This window comes from Kocuria sp. (genome assembly GCF_030538595.1).
GTDB lineage: Bacteria > Actinomycetota > Actinomycetes > Actinomycetales > Micrococcaceae > Kocuria.
The window spans coordinates 3,467-26,224 of record NZ_JAUNTS010000010.1 but is presented as its reverse complement, the minus strand read 5'-3'; the positions used below and the strand labels follow the sequence as shown (position 1 = coordinate 26,224).

Genomic DNA, 22,758 nt, shown 5'->3' with positions numbered 1-22,758 from the left:
GTCAGACGATTTTGGGGGACGTTCGCAGTGTACCCGGCAGGTACGGCTTCACCCGGGGTTGTGAGAGGTGGAAATCAGCGTTTGAGGCGGCTTGGCAGACGAGCCACCAGTGGGCGGGTCAACTCCGGAAGTTCCTTGAGGGCAAAGACCTTGAGCATTACCAGGTAGAGCAGCCCGGTCACCACACCGCAGACAGCCAAGGTGAGCAGTGAAGTCAACAAGCTGGTCCACGGCCAGCCTTGGGCATCCCAGCCGCCCATGAGGTACAGCACACCGGTTCCCAGCCCCGCAGCCACCAGAGCAGCCGCCAAAGAGCGGACGTGGGTTTCCAGAACCTCAGTCAGCCCGTAATCCCCAATCCGCTTGACCGCCCAGAAGTGGTAGATCAACGTGGACAGGATGTTTTGCCCGGCGTAGCAGGCCGCAATGGCCAGCACCATGTGATTGGGTGCCACCCAGTGTTGGATGGCAAAAGCAGCCCCCACGGTCAGTACGGAGACAATCAACTGCACCAGAAATGGCGTGCGCGCATCCTCTTGGGCGTAAAAGATGCGGCCGAACAAGAATGCTGAGGTCAAGAACGGTGCACCGATGGCAATGACAACGATGACCTGACCAATCACAGCCCCGGATTCCTGAATACCGCCGGAGAACAACATACCCAGTGGGCCGGCGTAGGCAATCAAGCAGGCCGTGAAGAAAACATTGGCAATCCCGGAGTAGCGCAGAGCCTTGGACAGTGCGGCATTGACACCGGCAGTGTTCTTCTCCGCGGCTGCCGCCGCCATGGTGTTGAACAGCACCGTGGCAATGGACAGGCCGATCACACCGTGCGGCAAGGAGTAGAGCATGGTGGCCTGGTTCAACGCATAGTTACCAGCAATCACTTCCGGCGGACTGGCCGCCAGGTACTCCTCCCGGTAGGCATTCGGGATGTTGGCAGTGCGGGAGAGCGCCAGGAAGGCCAAATTGGCAATGACGCCGGTGACCAGTGTCCACCCGGACAGCTTGGCCGCCGTGGACAATCCGATACCGCGCCAGCCGAACTTGGGGCGCAAATCCAGGCCAAGGCGCTTCAGAGGCCACAGCAGGATCAATGCCTGAGAGGCAACACCCACGGTGGCCATGGCAGCAAGCCAGAACGTCTGGGCATTGGTCCAGGTCTCCAGGTCATGCTGGGCAGCGGCATAACTTCCGAACTGCTGGATGAAGACCAACAAGGCACCGATGGCGATCACGTTGTTCAAGGCCGGCGTCCACATGAACCAGCCAAAAGCACCTTTGGCATTGAGCACCTGGCCCATGACCGTATACATCCCGTAGAAGAAAATCTGCGGGAGAGTGAAAAGGGCAAAAGTGATGACCATGCTGCGCTGACCGTCATCCCACCCGGGGGTCATGATGTTCATGATGGGCACTGCCAGCAGCATCACCACTAGGGTGATCACAGCCATGACAATCACGGCCAGGGTCACCAAACGGGAGATGTAGTCGGCGCCGTCGTCGGTGGAGTTCTTGGAGGCTTTGATGACCTGTGGCACCAAAACTGCGTTGAAAACACCTGCCGCCACCAGAACGTAAATCAGGTTGGGGATCTTGTCCGCAACGTCATACACGTTGGCCATGTTGGACGTGCTGCCCAGGGCCACAGCCAAAAGGATGGCTTTCACGAATCCCAGGACGCGGGAGACCAGGGTGCCGGAGGCCATGATGGCGCTGGAAACCGCACCTGAGCGGGCCATGTGCGCTCCTTCGTGTTGCCGTGGATGGGTGGGCTGTTGCTGATCGTGTACTCGATGCAGCAAACAGAAGCGTTCGCTGTGCCGAACGCAGGCACCAGCCTAGAGCTGATGAATGATGTATTCGCGCGCTATGTCCGCGATCCGCCGCTCATTGGGAAAGGACAGTTTGCGCCCCAGGTCATCAATGTTGACCCACGCAACATCCACGGCCTCGTGATCAGGGTCATTCTCCGTGGTCAGATGACCGCCCGTTGCTTCCAACAGAAAGTGGTGCACGGTCTTGTGAACCCGGTGACCGGACACGGAGAACCAGTAGTCAATGCTGCCCAGTGGTGACAAGACCTGTCCGGCGATTCCAGTTTCCTCTTCAATCTCACGGACCGCGGCCTGCGCATCCGTTTCAACCCCTTCGGGATGCCCCTTGGGCAGGCACCATTCCAGGCGACCACCCCGGTTGATTCGGGCGATGATGGCCACGGGGTGACCGGGGGTTTCAAGATCCACCACCACCCCACCGGCAGAGACCTCTTCCACCGTGGGCAGCGCTGCGGCCGGGGTAACCGGGCGCTTTTTGGGTGCGCTGGGGACGGGGAAAGTCATGCGAACCAGCCTAGCCGTAGTTGCCCAATGCGCTCTTGAAGGTTCCCGGCTGCCCGTTCTGGAATGATGGGCCGCGATGACGCAGCTGCTCAACACCTCCGCCGTGCCACCCGTGGTGCTTGAAGCCGGACGCCTTTTTGAGGCCGCCGGTCATGATCTGTCCCTGGTGGGCGGTCCCGTCCGTGACCTTTTCCTGGGGCGTTTGGCCACTGATCTGGACTTCACCACTGATGCCACCCCGGATCAAACACTGGCGGTGATCAAGGGGTGGGCCGATGCGGTGTGGGAGATTGGCCGCGATTTCGGCACCATCGGTTTGCGCCGCGGTGACATGCAATTGGAGATCACCACCTACCGCGCGGAAGCCTACGACCCTTCCTCCCGGAAACCGGTGGTGGCTTTCGGCACCGAACTGGCGGATGACCTGGTGCGCCGTGACTTCACCGTGAACGCCATGGCGTTGCGCCTGCCTTCCTTGGAACTGGTGGACCTGCACGGTGGTGTTCGGGACTTGGCTGCGCGTGTTCTACGCACGCCGGGGACCCCGGAGTCCTCCTTTGACGACGATCCGCTGCGCATGATGCGCGCTGCCCGCTTTGCCTCCCAGCTGGGGATGGAAGTTGCACCGGAGGTGCTGGCTGCCATGACTGACATGGCGGGGCGGCTGGAGATCGTTTCTGCGGAACGCATCCGGGATGAACTCGTCAAGCTCATCAACGGTGTGGACCCGCGCCGCGGTGTGGAGATCATGGTGGACACGGGGCTGGCTGAGATTGTGCTCCCGGAGGTGCCAGCCTTGAAATTGGAGACGGATTCTGCCCACCACCACAAGGATGTCTACCAGCACTCCTTGACGGTCATGGAGCAGGCAGCCGGGTACGAGGATGCCGAAGGGCCCATACCCGGCCCCGACTTTGCGGTGCGCTTTGCCGCCCTGATGCACGACGTCGGCAAACCAGCCACCCGCCGTTTCAACGACGACGGCGGTGTCACCTTCCGGCATCACGATGTGGTCGGTGCCAAAATCACGCGAAAGCGCATGAAAGCGCTGCGCTTTGACAACGACACCATCAAGACCGTGACTCGGCTGGTGGAACTGCACATGCGCTTTTACGGCTACGGAGAGGCAGGCTGGACCGACTCGGCGGTGCGGCGCTACGTGCGCGATGCCGGTGACCAGTTGGAACGGTTACACATCCTGACGCGCTCCGATGTGACCACCAGGAACAAGCGTAAAGCCCAGCGGTTGGCTCACGCCTACGACGATCTGGAGCGGCGGATTGCCGAGTTGGCCGAACAGGAAGAGTTGGCGGCGGTACGCCCCGACTTGGATGGCCAGCAGATCATGGAAATCTTGGAAATTGGGCCGTCGCGCACCGTGGGGCAGGCCTACAACTTCCTGCTGGAACTGCGCCTGGATGAGGGCCCCCTGGGGCCGGAAGAAGCTCAGCGGCGACTCTTGGCGTGGTGGGAAGAACACCAACCAGCTGGCACACAAAAACCGGAAGAAGCCAATGACCGGCGCCGCAGTGCCACAGGGGGCGATTCATGAGTCGGACCCGGCCTCCACGGCAGGCATCAAACTCCTGGGTTCCTCTGGGCTCCAATCCGCGGTTCTGGGTCTGGAGTTTGGTGGGTCTGGCGGTCTGGACCATGTGCATGTCCTGGCTGATCCGACTCAGCTGCCACCAGATCACCTGGCAGGGTGATCTGCCGTTCCAGGGAGCGTGCTATTCGGATCTCCCCACGCTGTACCGCACCACGGGAATGGTGGATGGAAACTTCCCGTACCTGGCGCCGGAGGCACTGCTGGAATACCCGGTGTTGCAAACCGTGATCGCCTCCATCACAGGTGTGATCTCCTATGGAATCAGCGGTGACACATCAGTACATGCTGCGCAGAGCATATATTTTGACGTCAATTTTGCCCTCCTGCTTGCCGTTTGGGTGATCACAGTTCTACTGCTGGCCCGGATGGTCGCGGCCCCGCGCTTTGCGGTGGTGGTGGCCTTGGCCCCCGCGGTAGCAGCAACCGCCACCATCAACTGGGACCTTTGGCCCGTGTTCACAGCGGTTGCGGCGCTGTGGTTTTTCCGCAAGGAGCGCTGGGTTCTGGGCGGCGTGATGTTGGGCTTGGGAACGGCACTGAAACTGTGGCCCTTTGTGATGCTCGGTGCGCTGATGGTCCTTGCCATCCGGCAGCGCAGGTTCGGCCCCGTTGTCAAAGCCGGCGCAGGCACCGTACTGACCTGGGTGGGGGTCAACCTGCCCTTCTATCTCCTTGATCCCACACAGTGGAATTACTTTTGGTCCTTCTCCTCCGACCGAGGAGCCGGCTTCTCCTCCGTGTATCACGTGTGGAATGTGGCGGTGGTGCCCTACGTGGGTGGACAGCCCCTGGCCACGGAAACCATCAACATGATGGCCTATGGCGGATTTGCCCTGTGCTGTGTTGGCGTTCTGGCCGTAGGGCTCTTGGCCCCCAGAACTCCCAGCATTGAACAGTTGAGTCTGTTGATCGTGGCGGCCTTCGTGCTGACCAACAAGGTCTACTCACCACAATTTGTCTTGTGGCTGGTGCCGCTGGTCATTTTGGCCCGACCAAAGATGGGCCAGTTCCTGGTCTGGCAGATCATTGAGGTCTTCCACTGGATCGCCATCTTCAGCTGGCTGCACAACGTGTCCTCCGGTACAGAGCTCGTGGATTTCTGGACCGCGATCTATGCCGCGGCCGTGATCCTGCACGTGGTCGCCGTCGTAGCCATTTGTGCGGCCACTGTCATGGACATTCTGCGCGGACGCGCCCCCCAGGATATTCCGCGCGGACGCGCCCCCAAGGATTTGGTGGACCCCGGCGCTACAGTGAACCCGACCAATTCGCAGCACACGGGAGCCCGGGAGGCGGTGACGCATGGCTGAGATCAAGAAGGGCCGCCGCAGTGCCAACGGCTTCTTGGTGTTTGTGATCGGCATTTTGGCCGTACTGCTCTCCTTCCTGCTGCGCGTACCGTGCCGGGTTCCTGAATGGGATGTGGCCAGCCGATTCCCCGGATTGTGCTCCACGCAGTTGGGCCCAGGTGATCTCAGTGTGACCCCCGGGACCATGTTGCAGGGGTTCTTCACGGGTGGGCCCACCGGGGACCAGCCGATTGTGGTCGGGATGTTCACCTCCGTTTTGGGCTGGATGACCACGGGACTGGCGCAAGCCTTCAATCTTGATCTGCAGGCCAACACGGTCCTGGACCTGACCGTGGTCCTCACAGCCATGGTCTGGGTGGTCATCATTGCCACCGTGGCGGGGCTCTCCGGCAAACAGCCTTCGGATCCCGTGGTGATGGCCTTTGCCCCCACCGTTCTGCTGGTGGGTTTCACCGCATGGGATCTGTGGGCCGTGATGTTCATGATGCTGGCCGTGGCCTCCTACATCCGTGGTTCGCCAGGAATCGCCGGGCTGTGGATCGGGTTGGGCGCCACCGTCGATTTCCTACCCGTGTTGGTGTTGGTGGGCATCCTGTTCATGGCGGCCCGCTACCGCTACATCGGCGACTTCTTCATTGCGTTGCTGTCCTCTGTGATCTTTTTTGCAGCGGTCAACGGGCCCTTCATGGTCACCGAATTTGACCGCTGGCGGGCCCAATTCACGGACACTTTGAACGCCCCGGTACAGAACAGCACCCTGTGGGACGTCTGGAACTCCGTGGTGGCAGGCCGCACCGGCTTGGAGATCAATACGGGCTCGGTGGAGACGCTGTCCCTGGTGGTGGTCTTGTTGGCCGTCGTCGCTGTGCTCTTGGTGACAGTGCTGGCGGGCAAGGATCCAAGTATTGTCCAAGTGCTGCTCCTGTTGCTGATCGTGGCGGTGCTGTTCGGGCGGGAATGGTCCCTGCTGCAATCTGTGTGGATGGTGCCGTTGGTGGTGCTGGCCAGGCGCTCCTGGGTGGAGTTCTTCATCTGGCAAGCCGTGGAAATCGGATACTGGGCCACGCTCAATGCCCCGGCCGGAGGCTGGGAGACCCAACCCCTGTTTGCTCAGGGCAGTTGGACCCCCCAGGATGTGCTGGCCGTGGCCCGCTTTGTGGCACTGCTGTGGTTCCTGGTGGTGGTGATCATCGACATCCAACGCGGCAAACGTGCGTTGCTGATCGGTGTTCACGCCAAGAACATGTGAGGCGGCCCCTGGCTTCATGAACGCCGAACACCAAGATTCCCAAGACCGGCACGTCTGGGCCGTACTGCCAAAACTGGTGGCACTCGGGGACCGGGACCGCACCAAAAGAGTCCGCCGATCACTGTGGACGTGGCTGATCGTGGTGGTGATCACCGTGACCGGAATCGGCGTGGTGGTCAACTGGACGCTGGTGGAACGCAATCCTCAAGATCCCGTGGAGAGCTGGTTGCAGTCCATGGTGGACGGCCGCTCCAGGCAGGGTTTGGCCACTTTCTCCACCGGACTTGGTTACGATGGCGCATCGGCACTTCCCAACCGGGCCTACCGGGCTGCAGGGGGTCGAATAGACCGCTGGGAAATCACGGATGTGGAGACCAACGGCACCACGGGCCGGGTCAGCGCCAAGGTGTGGTGGGTGGACGGCGAAGTTCCCGAAGGCCACAGCCAAGGCGAGGAACACACCTGGAACGTGGTCAAGGAGCACCGCACGGGTCCCTTCAACGACTCCTGGGAGTTGGAGAACCATGAATCGGCCACGTTGTCCGTGGCCAGCCCCGGACTGGCGAACATCACCATCAACGGTGTCAGTCAGCGGCTCAGTGCCCGGGATCGTGCGACGGCGGACGGTAGCGGAGGCCTGTGGACGTGGGAGGCCATGCCGGGACAGTTTGTGGTGGACCTCCCGGAAAATGGGGATTACGTCCTGCGCACGCCCCTTGACCCGGTCACTGTTGGACTGGAGGACGCCTCCGATCATCGCGTCACCGTTGAGGTGGAGCCCTCACCCAACCTCTGGGCCGAGGTTGATCAGGCGATTGCGCAGAAGGTGGACGAGTGCATGTCCGCGACCTCCGTGGCGCCGTCGGGCTGCCCCGCGTCCCAGCGCTGGGCAGACGGCAATGTGCCCAACGCGCAAGCCCCGGAGAGCCCAATGGCCACCCCCACCTCTGCCACGGCTTCACCCACGGCACTGCAAGCGCCCACGCGCGGAAGCAGCATCACGGCTGTTGAGTGGGAACTGATGTCCCGGCCCGCACTCTGGCTGATTCCGGATGAAGACACCGGCAGCCAACTGGACTGGAAAGCCTCTGAACACACCTCCGCCCAAGCACGGCTGACCTACGTGGAGGACGGGCGCAGAGTGGAGGAGACCATCAGTTTCCCCGTCCACGTCAACGTGACCTCAGACGGTGCCAGCGCAGACATAGAGGTCAGACTGGACTGAGACCGTATGGACTGGCCCTGTCCCATGTAGTAGCGTTGTGCAGTCTGTGTTTTGCCGATTCCCGTCCCGGGGCGGCGGGGACAGACACGCATTGAACCTCCTGCTGTGGAAATGCCACAGCCGCTTAGCCCGAAGGAGGTGGGTTCTTACATGCGTGAGTACGAGCTGATGGTCATCATCAACCCCGAGGTTGACGACCGCGCGGTCGAGCCGACCCTCAAGAAGTTCCTTGAGGTCGTCACCCGCGAGAACGGCACCGTCGACAACGTCGACATCTGGGGCCGTCGTCGCCTGGCCTACGAAATCCAGAAGAAGTCCGAAGGTATTTACGCCGTCGTGCGCTTCCACTCCGAGCCCGCTACCGCTCAGGAACTTGACCGCGTGCTGAACCTCAACGAGGCCATCATGCGCACCAAGATCATCCGCCCTGAGGAACAGCGCATCCACCCCCACCACGACGTCAACGGCGAGCCCGTTCCCGCCGAGGCCTGAGGTTTTTACTGACGCCCTTGTGGTGTCAGACCCCGGTGTGATGATGGTGACCAAACCACATCACGCCACCGCGACTCGATTCGGAGGATCCCAATGGCTGGCGACACAGTCATCACCGTGATCGGCAACCTGACCGCCGACCCCGAACTGCGCTTCACCCCATCCGGTGCGGCGGTTGCAAACTTCACGATTGCATCCACCCCGCGCCAGTTCGACCGCCAGTCCAACGAGTGGAAAGACGGGGAAACCCTTTTTCTGCGCTGCTCGGTCTGGCGTGAAGCTGCGGAGAACGTGGCCGAGTCCTTGACCAAGGGCACCCGCGTGATCTGCCAGGGCCGCCTGCGCTCGCGTTCCTTTGACACCAAAGAAGGCGAACGCCGCACGGTCATGGAGCTTGAAGTTGAGGAAGTCGGGCCGTCACTGCGCTTTGCTTCCGCCAAGATCAACCGCAACTCCCGTGGTGGGGGCGGCGGCAACTTTGGTGGAGGGAACCAAGGCGGGGGTAACTACGACTCCGGCTTTGGCGGCAATCAGGGTAACCAGGGTGGCAACCAGCAGGGTGGCTACAACCAGTCCGGTGGTAACCAGGGCGGCTTTGGTGGCAACCAAGGTGGCCGCGGACGCCAGCAGGCTGCAGCATCCGGCAACGACCCCTGGGGTCAGTCCTCCGGCGGCAATTACGACTGGGGCACCGGCCAGGACGACGAACCGCCGTTCTGATCGGGGGCCTGAACACCAGGCCTTACGTCCCGGTGGCACGGCAACCGGCTCGGTGTGCCGTGAGTCGCCTCAGCGGATCCAAAGATCTGCAATCACAACAATTCCATCCCGCAGGACTCCTGCGGGCTCCACGCTTCAGAAGGAGCACCAAGATGGCGAAGAACGAAATTCGCAAGCCCAAGCCGAAGGCTAACCCCCTCAAGGCTGCCGGCGTGACCGAGATCGACTACAAGGACGTTGCGTTGCTGCGCAAGTTCATTTCCGATCGCGGAAAGATCCGCGCCCGCCGTGTGACCGGCGTGTCCGTCCAGGAGCAGCGCAAGATCGCCCAGGCGATCAAGAACGCCCGTGAGGTCGCTCTGCTTCCCTACGCCGGCTCCGGCCGCTGATCCGGAAAGGAAACAGAACGCATGGCAAAGATCATCCTGACGCATGAGGTCACAGGCCTCGGCTCCGCCGGTGACGTTGTTGAGGTCAAGAACGGCTACGCCCGTAACTTCCTGTTCCCCCGCGGGTTCGCAACCCCGTGGACCAAGGGCGCGGAGAAGCAGGTGGAGTCCATCAAGGCTGCCCGCGCTGCCCGTGAACTGGCGTCCCTGGAGGACGCACAGGAGCTGGCCGCCAAGCTGAACGGCACCACCGTTCAGGTCGCCGCCAAGACCGGAGCAGAAGGCCGTCTGTTCGGTTCCATCAAGGCCGAGCAGGTTGCTGACGCCGTTGAGGCCGCCGGACTGGGCTCGATCGACAAGCGTCGCGTAGAAATCCGTGAGCAGATCAAGACCGTTGGCACCTACTCCGCCAACGTCCGTCTGCATGAAGACGTCAACGCGACCGTCCAGTTTGAGGTTGTCTCCGCCTGATCTTGAGGTGAGCAGCCTGGCTTGAAGTGCCCCCGACCGCGTGAGTGGTCGGGGGCACTTCTGCATCTCCCCTCCCTCCCTTCCCCTCCGCCGAAAACATGGTTTCTAGGGGATTTTGGGCCTGAAATTGAGGCAAACCATGTTTTCGGCGGAGTTGGGTGGGTGGTTTGTTGCAGAAGATTGCAGGCAGCGCCCACTAGACTTTGTGAGCCGCGGCACATCTGGACGATCCTCACGTCAGTCATCACCTGAACCACAGTTGCGCCGCCCGGCCTGCGAGCCTGATCCCAGCCCACCGACCGGAGGTCCCCCACCATGAACTCCCTCGTCCTCGCCCTGATTGGCATTGCCATGATCCTGGGCGGGTATTTCCTCTACTCGCGTTTCTTGGCGCAACACATCTACAAGCTCGATGACTCCCGCAAGACCCCCGCCGTCCAGTTGGAGGACGGCATTGATTACGTCCCCACCAACAAGTATGTGCTCTGGGGGCACCACTTCACCTCCGTGGCAGGTGCTGCCCCGATTGTTGGGCCCGCCGTCGCCGTTATTTGGGGGTGGGTGCCGGCCTTCCTCTGGGTGACCATTGGCACCATCTTTTTTGCCGGCATGCACGATCTGGGTGCGCTGTGGGCCTCCATCCGCAACCGCGGGCAGTCCATCGGTGCGTTGTCCGGACGATACATCGGTGCACGTGGACGCAACTTGTTCCTGGTGGTCATCTTCTTGCTGTTGCTCATGGTCAACGCGGCCTTCGCCGTGGTGATCACCAATCTGCTCATCTCCACCCCCACCGCGGTGATTCCCACCTGGGGCGCCCTGCTGGTGGCGTTGCTGGTGGGACAGGCCATTTACCGCCTGAAGTGGAATCTGCCGATCGTCTCCGTTGTGGGAGTGGTGGCCCTCTACACACTGATCTGGATTGGCGACAACGTTCCCCTGGCCCTGCCGGAAACCGTATTCGGGCTGCCCGATCGCGCAGTGTGGATCATCCTGCTCTTTGTCTACGCAGGCATTGCCTCCATGCTTCCCGTGTGGATGCTGCTGCAGCCGCGCGACTACATCAATGGCCTACAGCTGTTCATCGCCCTGGGCATTCTCTACGGCTCGGTGCTGATTGCCCGGCCAGAGATTGTTGCCCCCGCGTACAACACCAACGTACCGGAGGGGACGCCGTCGTTGGTGCCGCTGCTGTTCGTGACCATTGCCTGCGGTGCCATCTCCGGCTTCCACGGCATGGTCAGCTCGGGTACGTCCTCCAAGCAGCTTGCCAAGGAGACCGACGCCCGCTTTGTGGGGTACTTCGGTGCCGTGGGTGAGGGGCTGCTGGCCTTGGGCGCGATCATTGCCACCACTGCCGGGTACGCCACGTTGCAGCAGTGGGAGGCTGTGTACCAAGCGTTCAACGACGGCGGTGTGGCCGCCTTTGTGGAGGGCGGCGGCACCATCGTGGAGAACGGCATCGGGCTGCCGCAGTCGCTGGCGGCCACCGTCATGGCCACCACGGCGATCCTGTTCGCGGCCACAACCATGGATACAGGAGTGCGCCTGCAGCGGTTTGTGGTTCAGGAAATCGGCGAGTTGGCCGGAGCGCGCCTGGGAAAAACCGTTGCCACGCTGATTGCCGTGGGCGTGGCACTTGCCCTGACTTTCGGTGCCGGTGCCGATGGCTCCGGCGGCATGCTCATCTGGCCGTTGTTCGGTACCACCAACCAGTTGATGGCCGCACTGACCTTGTCCATTGTGGCGATCATGCTGATCAGGAGGGGAATCACTCCTCTGCCGGCGCTGATTCCGCTGGTCTTTGTGGCTGCCATGACCGTGTACGCGCTGTTCATTCAGTTGGGCACGTTCTACGCCGACCAGAACTGGCTGCTGCTGATTCTGGACATCGTGATCCTGGTGGCAGCGCTGTGGGTGATCGTGGAAGCGGTGATCGCCATGAAGGGCGCCCGGCACTACACCGGGGACGACGACGCCGAACTGGCCGAGATTGCCGCTGCGGAAGCCGAACGGCTGAACCGGTGAGTCCAGCATGACTCAGGACAGTCTGCGACCCCGCTCCCGCCTTTCTGCGCTGTGGGCGGGGTTGCAGGACTTCTATGCAGGTCCTTATCGCCAGACATTTGCCCGAGCGCGGCAGGATGAGGACGATCTGTTCATGGTGATCGTGATGTCTGAGGCCCTTGGTGTTCCCAACCCGGCCAGCTACTACACGGTGGAGCTCTTGCCCGCGGTGTATGACCAGTTCCACGACTGGCACCGCCGCATGGGAATGGACCGGAGTCCACTGGAGCATTTTTCCTGCTGTTAAACGTGGCCTGCGGTTAGACGTGGATTGGGTGGTGCTGGTCATGGTGCCAGGAGTGTTGTGGGGAGAGTGCCTGTGGAATTGATCCTGGATACTGCCGCTACCCGGGATGTGTTGTTTGTGGGCGGCAAGGGCGGGGTTGGTAAAACAGCTGTGGCCTCCGCTGTGGGACTGGCTGCTGCCCGCGCTGGCCGATCCGTGCTGGTGGTCTCAACAGATCCAGCGCACAACTTGGGGCATCTGTGGCAAAAGTCGGTGGGTGATCAACCGGTGGAGCTGGCCCCCAATCTGCGCGGCGTGGAGATCGACCCAGCTGCCACCACAGATGCTCATTTGTCTGCAGTCCGGAGCACCATGCAGCGGCTCATGCCCGAACATCTGCAAGGTGAAGTGGCCAAACACCTGGACCTGGCGCGGGACGCTCCCGGCACTCATGAAGCCGCCGTTCTGGAACGCATTGCCGAGGTGGTGGAGAACCGCGCACCTGAGGAGCTGGTCATCTTTGACACGGCACCTTCCGGGCACACCACGCGGTTGATTGCCCTGCCTGAGCTCATGCAAGCCTGGACAGATGGTCTGTTGCGGCGCCAGGACCGGTCCGCCACGTTCAGTGCGGCATTGCGTGGTTTGGAGCGGGATCCGGACGGTGCCGCGGCAGACATTGTGGGAACTCGCGGATCGGAGCCAGGTGATGGCCATGGCCCCAGCACACTGTGGCGTTTTGGTGGCGACCGGCGTGCTCGGCGTGATCGAGAGATCCGCCAGATCTTGGATCAACGGCAGGAGCGTTTCCGGCATCTACGAGGGGTGCTGCAGGACTCCGAGCGCACCGCATTTGTTGCCGTACTGGCGGCTGAGCGGCTGCCCGTTCTAGAAACCATCGAGCTGCAGCAGCAACTGGAGCGGTCCGGGATGCAGGTGGCAGCTTTGGTGGTCAACAAGCGTTCACCGGAGGATGCGGGAGAACTGCTGGCGGGGCGCCGTCGTCAGGAGGAAGCCCACCTGGCCACGCTCGCGGAAGCACTGCCACACTTGCCCGTGGTACAAATCCCGCTCCTGGCCCAGGACATCCTGGGTGCGCCCGGCCTCACCCACCTCTACAACTCCGCCGAAAACATGGTTTGACCCAATTTGAGGCCCATAATCCTCAACTAACCATGTTTTCGGCGGAGTTGGGAGGGGTTAGAGGAGGGTGGAGAAGTCTGCCACGGGTGGTTGCAGTTCGGTTCCGGAGTTTCGGCGCACTCCCACTGGACTTGTGAATGCCACATTTGAGCCCAGGCCCTCCTGCATGAAGCCGGCCACCCCGGTCTGAGTGGCCACCATGGCTGTGGCCAACTCCCCAGCTGCCCGGTTGATCCGCTGCTCCAGCCCGGTGCCTTCCGCACCGAAGTCCTCGGTAGCCGCAAACACCCCCGTGGGCAGCACCACCGCGTGCATGTAGGTGAACAGCGGCCGCAAGGCAAAGTCCAGAACCAGACTGTGGCGCGGCGTCCCGGCCGTGGCTGCAATCAACACGGGCAGGTCCACAAGAGCGTCTTGATCCAAGACGTCAAAGAAACTCTTGAACAGTCCCGTGTAGGAAGCCTTGAACACCGGGGTCACGGCAATGAGCCCGTCCGCAGCGGAGACTTTCCGCTTGAGATCGTCCAAGACGGGGTCCGGTAGCCCGCCGGTGGTCATGGCATGCGCCAGATTCACGGCCACTTCACGCAACTCAATGAACTCCACCGTCACGCTTTCACCGCGTCCGCCCACCTGAGCTGTTACGGCATCGGCAATGCGCTCGCCCAGCAAGGAGGTGGTGGACGGATTGGACAGGCCAGCGGCAATCACCACTAGTCGGCGGGTCATCGGGAGGCTCCTTGAGGCTGGGTGGTGCGGGCGTCGTCGTCGTTGTCGGAATTCTCCTGAACCACGGCGTTGGTGACTTTCAGGTGCGGGGAATCCGGGCCTTGGGCCACCAGGGAGGCGTGCGTGGGAGGGTCGGAGGGTACGTGCGCCGGACGACGACGCTCGAACTCCGCCCGCAGGACCGGCACAATCTCCTTGCCCAGAATCTCGATCTGCTCCAGAACCATCTCCTCCGGCAGACCGGCGTGATCGGCCAGGAAGAGCAGGCGCTGGAAGTCACCCACCTTGTCCGCGTAGCCCAGGTAGCGTTCGATGATCTGATCCACTGTGCCCACGGTCAGTGGAGTGGCCGCCGTGAAGTCCTCCATGGACGGGCCGTGGCCGTAAACCGGGGCGTTGTCAAAGTAGGGGCGGAAAATCCGCTTGGCTTCGGCTTCCGTATCCGCGGCAAAAACCTGTCCACCCAGGCCCACGATCGCTTGATCGGCTGAGCCGTGACCGTAGTGCTCAAAGCGCTGACGGTAGAGGTGGACCATCTGAGCGGTGTGCTCAATGTTCCAGAAAATGTTGTTGTGGAAGAAGCCGTCCCCGTAATAGGCGGCCTGCTCGGCAATCTCCGTGGAGCGGATGGAACCGTGCCACACAAAGGGCGGGACACCGTCCAGCGGTGCCGGGGTGGAGGTGTAGTTCTGCAACGGGGTGCGGAACTTGCCGGACCAATTGACCACGGGTTCGCGCCACAACCTGCGCAGCAGGTGGTAGTTCTCGATGGCCAGGGGAATGCCGTCCCGGATGTCCTTGCCGAACCACGGGTATACCGGGCCGGTGTTGCCGCGGCCCATGGTCAGATCAACGCGCCCGCCGGAAATGTGCTGCAAGAAGGCGTAGTCCTCTGCGATCTTGACGGGGTCATTGGTGGTGATCAGCGTGGTGGCCGTGGAGAATTTCAGGTTCTTGGTCTGGGCGGTCAGGTAGCCCAGGTGTGTGGTGGGGGAGGACGGGACAAACGGCGGGTTGTGGTGCTCGCCGGTGGCAAAAACGTCCAGGCCAACCTCTTCTGCCTTCAGGGCGTACTTGGTCATGGACTGGATGCGCTGCCCCTCCGTGGGGGTGGTGCCGTTGGTCGGGTCCGTGGTGACGTCGCCGACGCTGAAGATGCCGAACTGCATGGTGCTCACTCCTCTGCTGGCGCCCGGGGGATCCGTCACGTCCGGGGCCAGTGTGCTGTTGGAATCATTTACGTGACGTATCACGTAACAGTATGAGGGGAAGTGAGTGACATGTCAAGCAAGTGGCGTTCTTGGTGCTTGACGTGTGGTGTTGCTGCTCAGGCTGTGCCGGACAGCGCGCAGCTCTGGGCATCCAGATGCGCGGCGATCAACGCGGTGATTCGGCCGAGTTCGGCGGCGTCACGATCACTGAGGGCATCAAAAAGGACCGACCGAACAGCGTTGACGTGCCCCGGTGCGGCTTTCTCCAGGGCAGCGTGACCAGCATCGGTGAGTTCAACCAGTTGGGCACGACCGTCGTCCGGGCAGGCATACCGACGAATCAAGCCGCGCTTGTCCATCCGGTTGAGGTGGTGTGACATGCGTGAACGTTCCCATTCGAGCATGGTGGCCAGCTCGGTGATGCGGCATGATCCAGCGTCCGCTTCATTGAGCGTCACCAGAACCTCATAATCCTGAAGGGACAGTCCCGAGTCTGCTTGGAGTTGCTGCCCCAGTCGTGCAGGCACCCTGGAGCTTGCGGAGAGCCAACTGCGCCACGTGCGCTGCTGGTCATCGGTCAACCAGGAGGTGGGTTGGGGTGCGATGGAAGGTTCTGCGGTGGGCATGACGTCGATTCTAGTAATCAGGTGATATGTCACTCAACTTTAGACGAATTGTGTAGGAGTCAGCTGCACAGACAACGTGAGCTGCCTGAGTGAGCCGCGCATACCCACCGATGGCGGGCGGTTGTGTGTCAGGATGCTGACCGTGAGTACCGCCCGCAGCAAGTCCAGCAACACGCGCCAGAACGACGACGCCGCCCCCCGTCGTCGTCGCAAAGCTGAGCAGCGTTTGCTGCCCATTGCCGTTGGCTTGTGGGTGTTGTCCCTGGTGAGTTTTGTGCTGGCGTTTGTGCTGGGCAACACGGGCACTGCGGTCATGATGTCCGTCAGCTTCATTGGGGGGTTGCTGCTGGCAACGCTGGCAGATGTGGGCGCATTTTTGACCGCACTGGCCAGTGCTGTGACGTATAGGCGGCACCGGCCGTGGAACATTGTGGTGCTGGTGGGGACCGTGGTGATCTCCCCGGCCACGTTGTTGATCCTTTTGCAAGCCATGCTGACGGTGTGAATTGGCGCTTGTGTTTTCCCCAGATCTGAGCGGCCCTGTGGGTTGCTTGTGGACAAGCGTTGTGGAAAAGCGGCGAAACCCCGTGGGCTTCAGCGCTGAGGCTGTCTGACTAGGTGTAACTAATCCTTCAACCCCGGGTTGAGTGATGCGTTTATCCACAAGCGTCCACAGGTTGTGCACGCCCTGCCCACATTTCTCCACGGCGATCCCCACACCTCTTCCACAAGTTATCCACAGGCTGTGGGAATTGTGTGCAAGTGGGTTGATGTCGGGCAGCTCGCTCGTGCCTCAGACCGCTTCTGATGTCTGATGTATGAGACACAATGGACAGTCAGTTGGCGGCGTTCGTCGTCGTTGCTCCACCACCTCTGGAAAGGCCGCGCGTGTCCGAAGACCTGGTCCGCACACCCCCGCACGACAACGTTGCGGAGCAATCCGTGCTGGGCGGCATGATGCTGTCCAAGGACGCCATTGCGGATGTGGTGGAAGTGGTGGTGGGGGCCGATTTTTACAAACCGGCGCACGAGTCCATCTACGAGGCCATAGTCAGCCTGTATGGCAAGGGTGAACCCGCGGATGCCATCACGGTGGCGGATGAACTGACCAAGCGGCAGGAACTTGACCATGTGGGGGGCGCTGCTTACCTGCACTCCCTCATCTCCTCTGTGCCCACGGCAGCCAATGCTGGGTTTTACGCAGAGATTGTGCAGGAACGTGCTGTTCTGCGGCGCCTGGTGGGCGCTGGAACCAAGATTGTGCAGCTGGGCTACGCCCAGGATGGCGAGGTTGAAACCCTGGTCAATGAGGCACAAGCCGAAATCATGAGCGTGGCCGAGCGGCGTAACTCCGAAGATTATGTGGGCTTGAAAGAAGTTATTGAGGCCACGGTTGATGAAATTGAGCAGGCCGCAGGGAAATCCGGTATGCAAGGTGTGCCCACCGGGTTTGTGGAGTTCGATGAACTGACGCACGGCCTGCAGGGCGGTCAAATGATTGTGGTGGCTGCCAGGCCGGCCATGGGTAAAAGTACGTGGGCAATTGACGTGGCGCGCTCCGCGGCCATCAAGCACAACATGACCACGGCCATCTTCTCCTTGGAAATGGCGCGTAACGAGATCGCTCTGAAGATTCTCTCCGCTGAGGCAACGATCAACCTACAAGACCTCCGTAAGGGCGGGCTGCGGGATGAACAATGGCAGAAAATTGCCTCCACCATGGGCAAGTTGGACTCTGCCCCGCTGTTCATTGATGACTCCCCGAACATGTCCCTGATGGAGATTCGGGCCAAGTGCCGGAGGCTCAAGCAAAAGCATGACCTCAAGTTGGTGGTGCTGGACTACCTCCAGCTGATGAGCTCCGGAAAGCGCGTTGAGTCCCGTCAGCAGGAAGTTTCCGAGTTCTCCCGTGCCTTGAAGCTGATGGCCAAGGAATTGGAAGTTCCGGTTATTGCGCTGTCCCAGCTGAATCGTGGTTCTGAGCAGCGAACCGATAAGCGGCCAATGGTTTCTGACCTAAGAGAATCGGGGTGCCTGACCGCAGATACCCGGATCCTGCGGGCGGACACGGGTTCCGAAACGACTATGGGGGAGCTTCATGCCTCGGGTGCTCGTGACGTCCCTGTGTGGACGTTGGATGACGACATGCGTTACGTGGAACGGCCTCTGACTCACGTGTTTTCAACGGGCATCAAGCCCGTTTACCGGCTCCGGATGACTTCTGGGCGTGAAGTCCGTGCAACGGCCAACCACAAGTTCTTCACCTATCAAGGGTGGATGCCGCTGTCTGAGCTGACCGAGGGTGCTCGTTTGGCTGTCCCGCGGCATGTGGATGGACCTTCAGATCGGGCGCACTGGGATGACCAGCAAGTCATCATGTTGGCGCACATGATCGGCGATGGTTCTTGCATCAAACGCCAGCCGATTCGCTACGCCACCCGGGATGAACTCAATGTTGCTGCCGTGACTGCGGCGGCCAAATACTTTGGAATCACTGCAGTGCGGGATGACTATGAAGTGGCTAAGTGTACAACTGTGCGTTTCCCTGCTCCCTACCGCTTGGCACGGGGCAAACGAAACCCGATTGCGCGCTGGATGGATGAACTCGGCCTTTTTGACAAGCGCAGTTGGGAGAAGTTTGTTCCTGAGGAAGTTTTTGCACTCCCTAAGCGTCAGATTGCTCTTTTCTTGAGTCACTTGTGGGCAACAGATGGATCTGTCACGGTCAATAAGAGTCAGCAGGGCGGTCGTGTCTACTACGCTTCCACGTCGCTCGCGCTGCTCAACGGAGTTTCACAACTGTTGCTGCGCTTCGGCATCATGAGCCGTATCAAGTACTCCACGCTGAAGGGCACCTACCGCCAGGGTTACACCCTTGACATCAACGGTGTTGACGATCAACAGAGATTCTTGCAAGGAATCGGAATCTTTGGAGAGCGGGATAGGCACGCACAACGGCTGCTGGAGATTTTGGCTTCCAAACGTGCGAATACCAATGTAGATACCGTACCGATTGAAGTCTGGGACAAGGTGCGAGGCATCATGGCGGAATCTGGCGTGACCACCAGGCAGTTCCAGGCGGCACTTGGAACTCAGTATTGCGGGTCTACGTTGTACAAGTCGGCACCCTCTCGGCAACGGCTCGCCCGTATCGCAGAAGTTCTCGGTTCGGAGGAGCTTGAGGTTGAGGCCACCAACGATGTGTTCTGGGACCAGATCAAGAGCATCGAGTTTGATGGCGAAGAAGAAGTGTTTGACGCGACCGTGGTGGGCACGCACAACTTTGTGGCCAATGGGATCACTGCCCATAACTCCATTGAGCAAGATGCGGACATGGTGATCCTGTTGCACCGTGATGATGTGTATGACAAGGAATCCCCGCGTGCGGGTGAGGCGGATGTGATTGTAGCCAAGCACCGTAACGGACCTACCAAGACTATTGTGGTGGCTTTTCAAGGTCACTATTCGCGTTTTGCGAATATGGCGCATGAGGGTTTCTAAAATTCCTGAGGTACTTTATTTTTAAATTGACCCTTTTTGTTTATCCTTTGCTAGAATTCGCCATAGCTAACCCCCGCATACGCGGGATGAACATGACCATGATGCGGTGTCGGGGAACCCGTCCGGGCCTACCCCCGCATACGCGGGGTGAACTGAGTCGGTTGTTCATGCTGTTGCCTCCAATGAGGCCTACCCCCGCATACGCGGGGTGAACGCGTGGTCGTTGGCGTTTGCGAAGTCGCGTGCGGGCCTACCCCCGCATACGCGGGGTGAACAGCTGTACGGCTGTGGGGTTCACGGAGGTGCCGGGCCTACCCCCGCATACGCGGGGTGAACCACCTACCCCTGCCCCACCCCGACAGCACGACCGGCCTACCCCCGCATACGCGGGGTGAACAAGGGGTACGACTCTTCTGTCTGCGTCAATGAGGGCCTACCCCCGCATACGCGGGGTGAACTGTTCCAACGCTTGCCCGTTGGGATCAGCTTCAGGCCTACCCCCGCATACGCGGGGTGAACGTGCTGGCGGCTGGTGGCTCCTATCCGGAGGCGGGCCTACCCCCGCATACGCGGGGTGAACGGCGAGGTGGAGATGATCGAGGTGGATGGCGCAGGCCTACCCCCGCATACGCGGGGTGAACGTCTCACGTTTGAAACCGTGACCCAGACTGTGAGGCCTACCCCCGCATACGCGGGGTGAACGTCGCGCTGCGCCTCGGTGAGCGGCGGTAGGTCGGCCTACCCCCGCATACGCGGGGTGAACCAGGACTGCTGGGTCACCGACCAAACCGACCTGGGCCTACCCCCGCATACGCGGGGTGAACATCATGCCCAGCCCGTCCCACACCATTTGCCAGGGCCTACCCCCGCATACGCGGGGTGAACGTGCAGCGACCTGTGGGCTCATAATCGGGGGTGGGCCTACCCCCGCATACGCGGGGTGAACATCCCTGTGGCGGTTGCCCTGGTCGGGGGAAACGGCCTACCCCCGCATACGCGGGGTGAACAAAAGGCTGGCCAAGTCAGTCGCATAACGGCGCGGCCTACCCCCGCATACGCGGGGTGAACTTTTTGTGTCGAGAGGGAGCCATCACATCATCGGGCCTACCCCCGCATACGCGGGGTGAACGTGATCGAGACTCAGGGGTGGCGGACCCGTGGAGGCCTACCCCCGCATACGCGGGGTGAACCCCATTACCAGGAACAAGGTGAGTTCGGGCCAGGGCCTACCCCCGCATACGCGGGGTGAACGCCGGTGTCCTGGTCACGGTCCTGGCTTGGATCGGCCTACCCCCGCATACGCGGGGTGAACCAAGATCATTGCCCATCCGTTCATCACACCCCCGGCCTACCCCCGCATACGCGGGGTGAACGGTTCGTGGCGTAGGGCTTTGAGCATGGTGTGGGGCCTACCCCCGCATACGCGGGGTGAACGTGGATGCTCTCAGTGAGATCAGTGCTGCGGACGGCCTACCCCCGCATACGCGGGGTGAACCCTGGTGGACGGGGACGTGCAGGACGCCAGGGCGGCCTACCCCCGCATACGCGGGGTGAACAACTCAATGTGACTGAGGATATGGCGGCGGAGAGGCCTACCCCCGCATACGCGGGGTGAACATCATGCCCAGCCCGTCCCACACCATTTGCCAGGGCCTACCCCCGCATACGCGGGGTGAACCATGAGAAGTGTCCGTTCGCGTTGGGGAAGTGGGGCCTACCCCCGCATACGCGGGGTGAACTGTGATTAATGCGTTGCAGCGCACTATCCCGGGGGCCTACCCCCGCATACGCGGGGTGAACGTGATCGAGACTCAGGGGTGGCGGACCCGTGGAGGCCTACCCCCGCATACGCGGGGTGAACCACCCATCAAAAGTGCCGATAGCCGTGTTGAAAGGCCTACCCCCGCATACGCGGGGTGAACGAGCCGTGCGACAACCGGAAACCTTTTCGCATAGGCCTACCCCCGCATACGCGGGGTGAACAACCTTCGCGGGCAGTAGCCCGGTGGACCATGCGGCCTACCCCCGCATACGCGGGGTGAACCGGGGCCGTGTCCGCCCCGAACAGCAAACCTGGGGCCTACCCCCGCATACGCGGGGTGAACCGGGTGGTGTAAAACGTGTTCACGGTGTGCTCCGGCCTACCCCCGCATACGCGGGGTGAACTTGTCTGAACTTCGGTTCTCTGGCCGTCTCCTGGGCCTACCCCCGCATACGCGGGGTGAACCGTGCACCGTATTCTGTGATTCGGAACAACCGCGGCCTACCCCCGCATACGCGGGGTGAACCAGGCGGCGTTTCGTGCTGAGCGCTTTCGCGTCAGGCCTACCCCCGCATACGCGGGGTGAACCTGGCGGGTCTTGGCATCACCGCCCTGGCCGCGGGCCTACCCCCGCATACGCGGGGTGAACGTGGTGTCGCCAGAGCGCTCGGGCATGGTGACGGGCCTACCCCCGCATACGCGGGGTGAACCACACGGTGGTTGAAGGCTTCCCGGTGTGTGGGGGCCTACCCCCGCATACGCGGGGTGAACTTTCCAATGTTTTGGGACCGGTTTTCGTTTGGCGGCCTACCCCCGCATACGCGGGGTGAACACCAACACTGGTTTTGATGCCACGGGCCATTTCGGCCTACCCCCGCATACGCGGGGTGAACCCTGAGCGGGGGTGGCTGTCGGCTGGTGGCCATGGCCTACCCCCGCATACGCGGGGTGAACCACCGTCCCGCATGGGCTCACGGTGGGTGAGAGGCCTACCCCCGCATACGCGGGGTGAACACGGAAGAGGCAGTCTCCTACGGGGAGCACACGGGCCTACCCCCGCATACGCGGGGTGAACTGCCAGTGTGCCCCACCCTGCAGGTGGGGCACCGGCCTACCCCCGCATACGCGGGGTGAACGCGTTTCCGACGACGATGTGGTGCTCGATGGGGGGCCTACCCCCGCATACGCGGGGTGAACCCCGGGGTATATCACCGCAGCCGAGCTGGACGTGGCCTACCCCCGCATACGCGGGGTGAACCATCTGCAAAGGGTTCACTCCCCATCTGTGCAAGGCCTACCCCCGCATACGCGGGGTGAACCGAGCTGTTCAACGCGACGAACCACAGCAACCCGGCCTACCCCCGCATACGCGGGGTGAACATGGTTCGGTTTTCGCTTGTATACGGTGACGTTGGGCCTACCCCCGCATACGCGGGGTGAACGAGACTGCGGCTTGCCACAGTAACCACGATTGGGGCCTACCCCCGCATACGCGGGGTGAACAGGGAACCCGGCCTTGGATCGGCGGGAGTCCACGGCCTACCCCCGCATACGCGGGGTGAACACCCACCCGGCGGCCTGCAATACCCATCCGGCCGGCCTACCCCCGCATACGCGGGGTGAACCCACCTGCCCGGAGGCAGTCAAGGCGAAGGAACGGCCTACCCCCGCATACGCGGGGTGAAC

Annotated in this window: 18 protein-coding genes and 1 CRISPR repeat array; of the genes, 13 read left to right on the top strand and 5 right to left on the bottom strand. The window is 61.7% G+C overall.

The features are described from left to right. Positions 1–74: 74 nt before the first annotated feature. Positions 75–1,742: a murein biosynthesis integral membrane protein MurJ gene (gene murJ / locus Q4G32_RS09405; RefSeq protein ID WP_303350959.1), complete on the bottom strand. Its 1,668-nt coding sequence runs from the start codon at positions 1,740–1,742 to the stop codon at positions 75–77. Positions 1,743–1,841: 99 nt separating this feature from the next. Then, complete coding sequence (locus Q4G32_RS09400; RefSeq protein WP_303350957.1) at positions 1,842–2,342, bottom strand: NUDIX hydrolase; 501 nt, start codon at positions 2,340–2,342, stop codon at positions 1,842–1,844. A 76-nt stretch (positions 2,343–2,418) separates the two neighbouring features. On the opposite strand from Q4G32_RS09400, the gene Q4G32_RS09395 reads away from it, so the two are divergent. The 11 genes from Q4G32_RS09395 (at position 2,419) to Q4G32_RS09345 (ending at position 13,243) form a co-directional block, all read left to right on the top strand. Next, positions 2,419–3,894, top strand: a complete 1,476-nt coding sequence (locus tag Q4G32_RS09395; protein ID WP_303350956.1) for a CCA tRNA nucleotidyltransferase — start codon at positions 2,419–2,421, stop codon at positions 3,892–3,894. Further along, positions 3,891–5,261 carry a glycosyltransferase family 87 protein gene (locus tag Q4G32_RS09390; protein ID WP_303350954.1) on the top strand — a complete coding sequence of 457 codons (1,371 nt, stop codon included), beginning with the start codon at positions 3,891–3,893 and terminating at the stop codon, positions 5,259–5,261. The genes Q4G32_RS09395 and Q4G32_RS09390 overlap by 4 nt, the downstream gene beginning before the upstream one ends. Further along, positions 5,254–6,510, top strand: a complete 1,257-nt coding sequence (locus tag Q4G32_RS09385) for a glycosyltransferase 87 family protein (protein WP_303350952.1) — start codon at positions 5,254–5,256, stop codon at positions 6,508–6,510. Before Q4G32_RS09390 ends, Q4G32_RS09385 begins: the two co-directional genes overlap by 8 nt. 16 nt (positions 6,511–6,526) lie before the next feature. Then, positions 6,527–7,735 (top strand): hypothetical protein, encoded by a 1,209-nt coding sequence (locus tag Q4G32_RS09380; protein ID WP_303350950.1) that lies wholly within the window; start codon positions 6,527–6,529, stop codon positions 7,733–7,735. Positions 7,736–7,885: 150 nt separating this feature from the next. Further along, positions 7,886–8,227, top strand: coding sequence for a 30S ribosomal protein S6 (rpsF, locus tag Q4G32_RS09375; protein ID WP_119933241.1), 342 nt, complete (start codon positions 7,886–7,888; stop codon positions 8,225–8,227). A 93-nt stretch (positions 8,228–8,320) separates the two neighbouring features. Further along, positions 8,321–8,947 carry a single-stranded DNA-binding protein gene (locus Q4G32_RS09370; RefSeq protein WP_303350945.1) on the top strand — a complete coding sequence of 209 codons (627 nt, stop codon included), beginning with the start codon at positions 8,321–8,323 and terminating at the stop codon, positions 8,945–8,947. Between the two features lie 152 nt (positions 8,948–9,099). Further along, positions 9,100–9,336 carry a 30S ribosomal protein S18 gene (gene rpsR / locus Q4G32_RS09365; RefSeq protein WP_047688597.1) on the top strand — a complete coding sequence of 79 codons (237 nt, stop codon included), beginning with the start codon at positions 9,100–9,102 and terminating at the stop codon, positions 9,334–9,336. A 21-nt stretch (positions 9,337–9,357) separates the two neighbouring features. Next, on the top strand, positions 9,358–9,807 hold the full coding sequence (rplI, locus tag Q4G32_RS09360; protein ID WP_303350937.1) for a 50S ribosomal protein L9: 450 nt from the start codon (positions 9,358–9,360) through the stop codon (positions 9,805–9,807). Positions 9,808–10,122: 315 nt separating this feature from the next. Beyond that, positions 10,123–11,835, top strand: coding sequence for a carbon starvation CstA family protein (locus tag Q4G32_RS09355; RefSeq protein ID WP_303350936.1), 1,713 nt, complete (start codon positions 10,123–10,125; stop codon positions 11,833–11,835). Positions 11,836–11,842: 7 nt separating this feature from the next. Next, positions 11,843–12,121: a cory-CC-star protein gene (locus tag Q4G32_RS09350; protein ID WP_303350935.1), complete on the top strand. Its 279-nt coding sequence runs from the start codon at positions 11,843–11,845 to the stop codon at positions 12,119–12,121. A gap of 72 nt (positions 12,122–12,193) precedes the next feature. Then, positions 12,194–13,243, top strand: coding sequence for an ArsA family ATPase (locus tag Q4G32_RS09345; RefSeq protein WP_303350934.1), 1,050 nt, complete (start codon positions 12,194–12,196; stop codon positions 13,241–13,243). Positions 13,244–13,300: 57 nt separating this feature from the next. Here the strand turns inward: Q4G32_RS09345 and Q4G32_RS09340 are convergent, their stop codons facing one another. From Q4G32_RS09340 to Q4G32_RS09330, 3 genes are all read right to left on the bottom strand, one after another. Beyond that, complete coding sequence (locus Q4G32_RS09340) at positions 13,301–13,972, bottom strand: FMN reductase (RefSeq protein ID WP_303350933.1); 672 nt, start codon at positions 13,970–13,972, stop codon at positions 13,301–13,303. Continuing rightward, positions 13,969–15,141, bottom strand: a complete 1,173-nt coding sequence (locus tag Q4G32_RS09335) for an LLM class flavin-dependent oxidoreductase (RefSeq protein WP_303350932.1) — start codon at positions 15,139–15,141, stop codon at positions 13,969–13,971. The genes Q4G32_RS09340 and Q4G32_RS09335 overlap by 4 nt, the downstream gene beginning before the upstream one ends. A gap of 158 nt (positions 15,142–15,299) precedes the next feature. Further along, on the bottom strand, positions 15,300–15,809 hold the full coding sequence (locus tag Q4G32_RS09330) for a MarR family winged helix-turn-helix transcriptional regulator (RefSeq protein WP_303350931.1): 510 nt from the start codon (positions 15,807–15,809) through the stop codon (positions 15,300–15,302). A gap of 142 nt (positions 15,810–15,951) precedes the next feature. Here Q4G32_RS09330 and Q4G32_RS09325 point away from each other — a divergent pair, with 142 nt between their 5' ends. Together Q4G32_RS09325 and Q4G32_RS09320 are read left to right on the top strand one after the other, a co-directional pair. Next, complete coding sequence (locus Q4G32_RS09325; protein ID WP_303350929.1) at positions 15,952–16,314, top strand: hypothetical protein; 363 nt, start codon at positions 15,952–15,954, stop codon at positions 16,312–16,314. Positions 16,315–16,637: 323 nt separating this feature from the next. Further along, a complete protein-coding gene (locus Q4G32_RS09320) occupies positions 16,638–19,310 on the top strand; it encodes a replicative DNA helicase (protein WP_303350927.1) in 2,673 nt (890 codons plus the stop codon). A gap of 64 nt (positions 19,311–19,374) precedes the next feature. After that, a CRISPR array of direct repeats spans positions 19,375–22,758; the repeat unit is 28 nt; unit sequence GGCCTACCCCCGCATACGCGGGGTGAAC.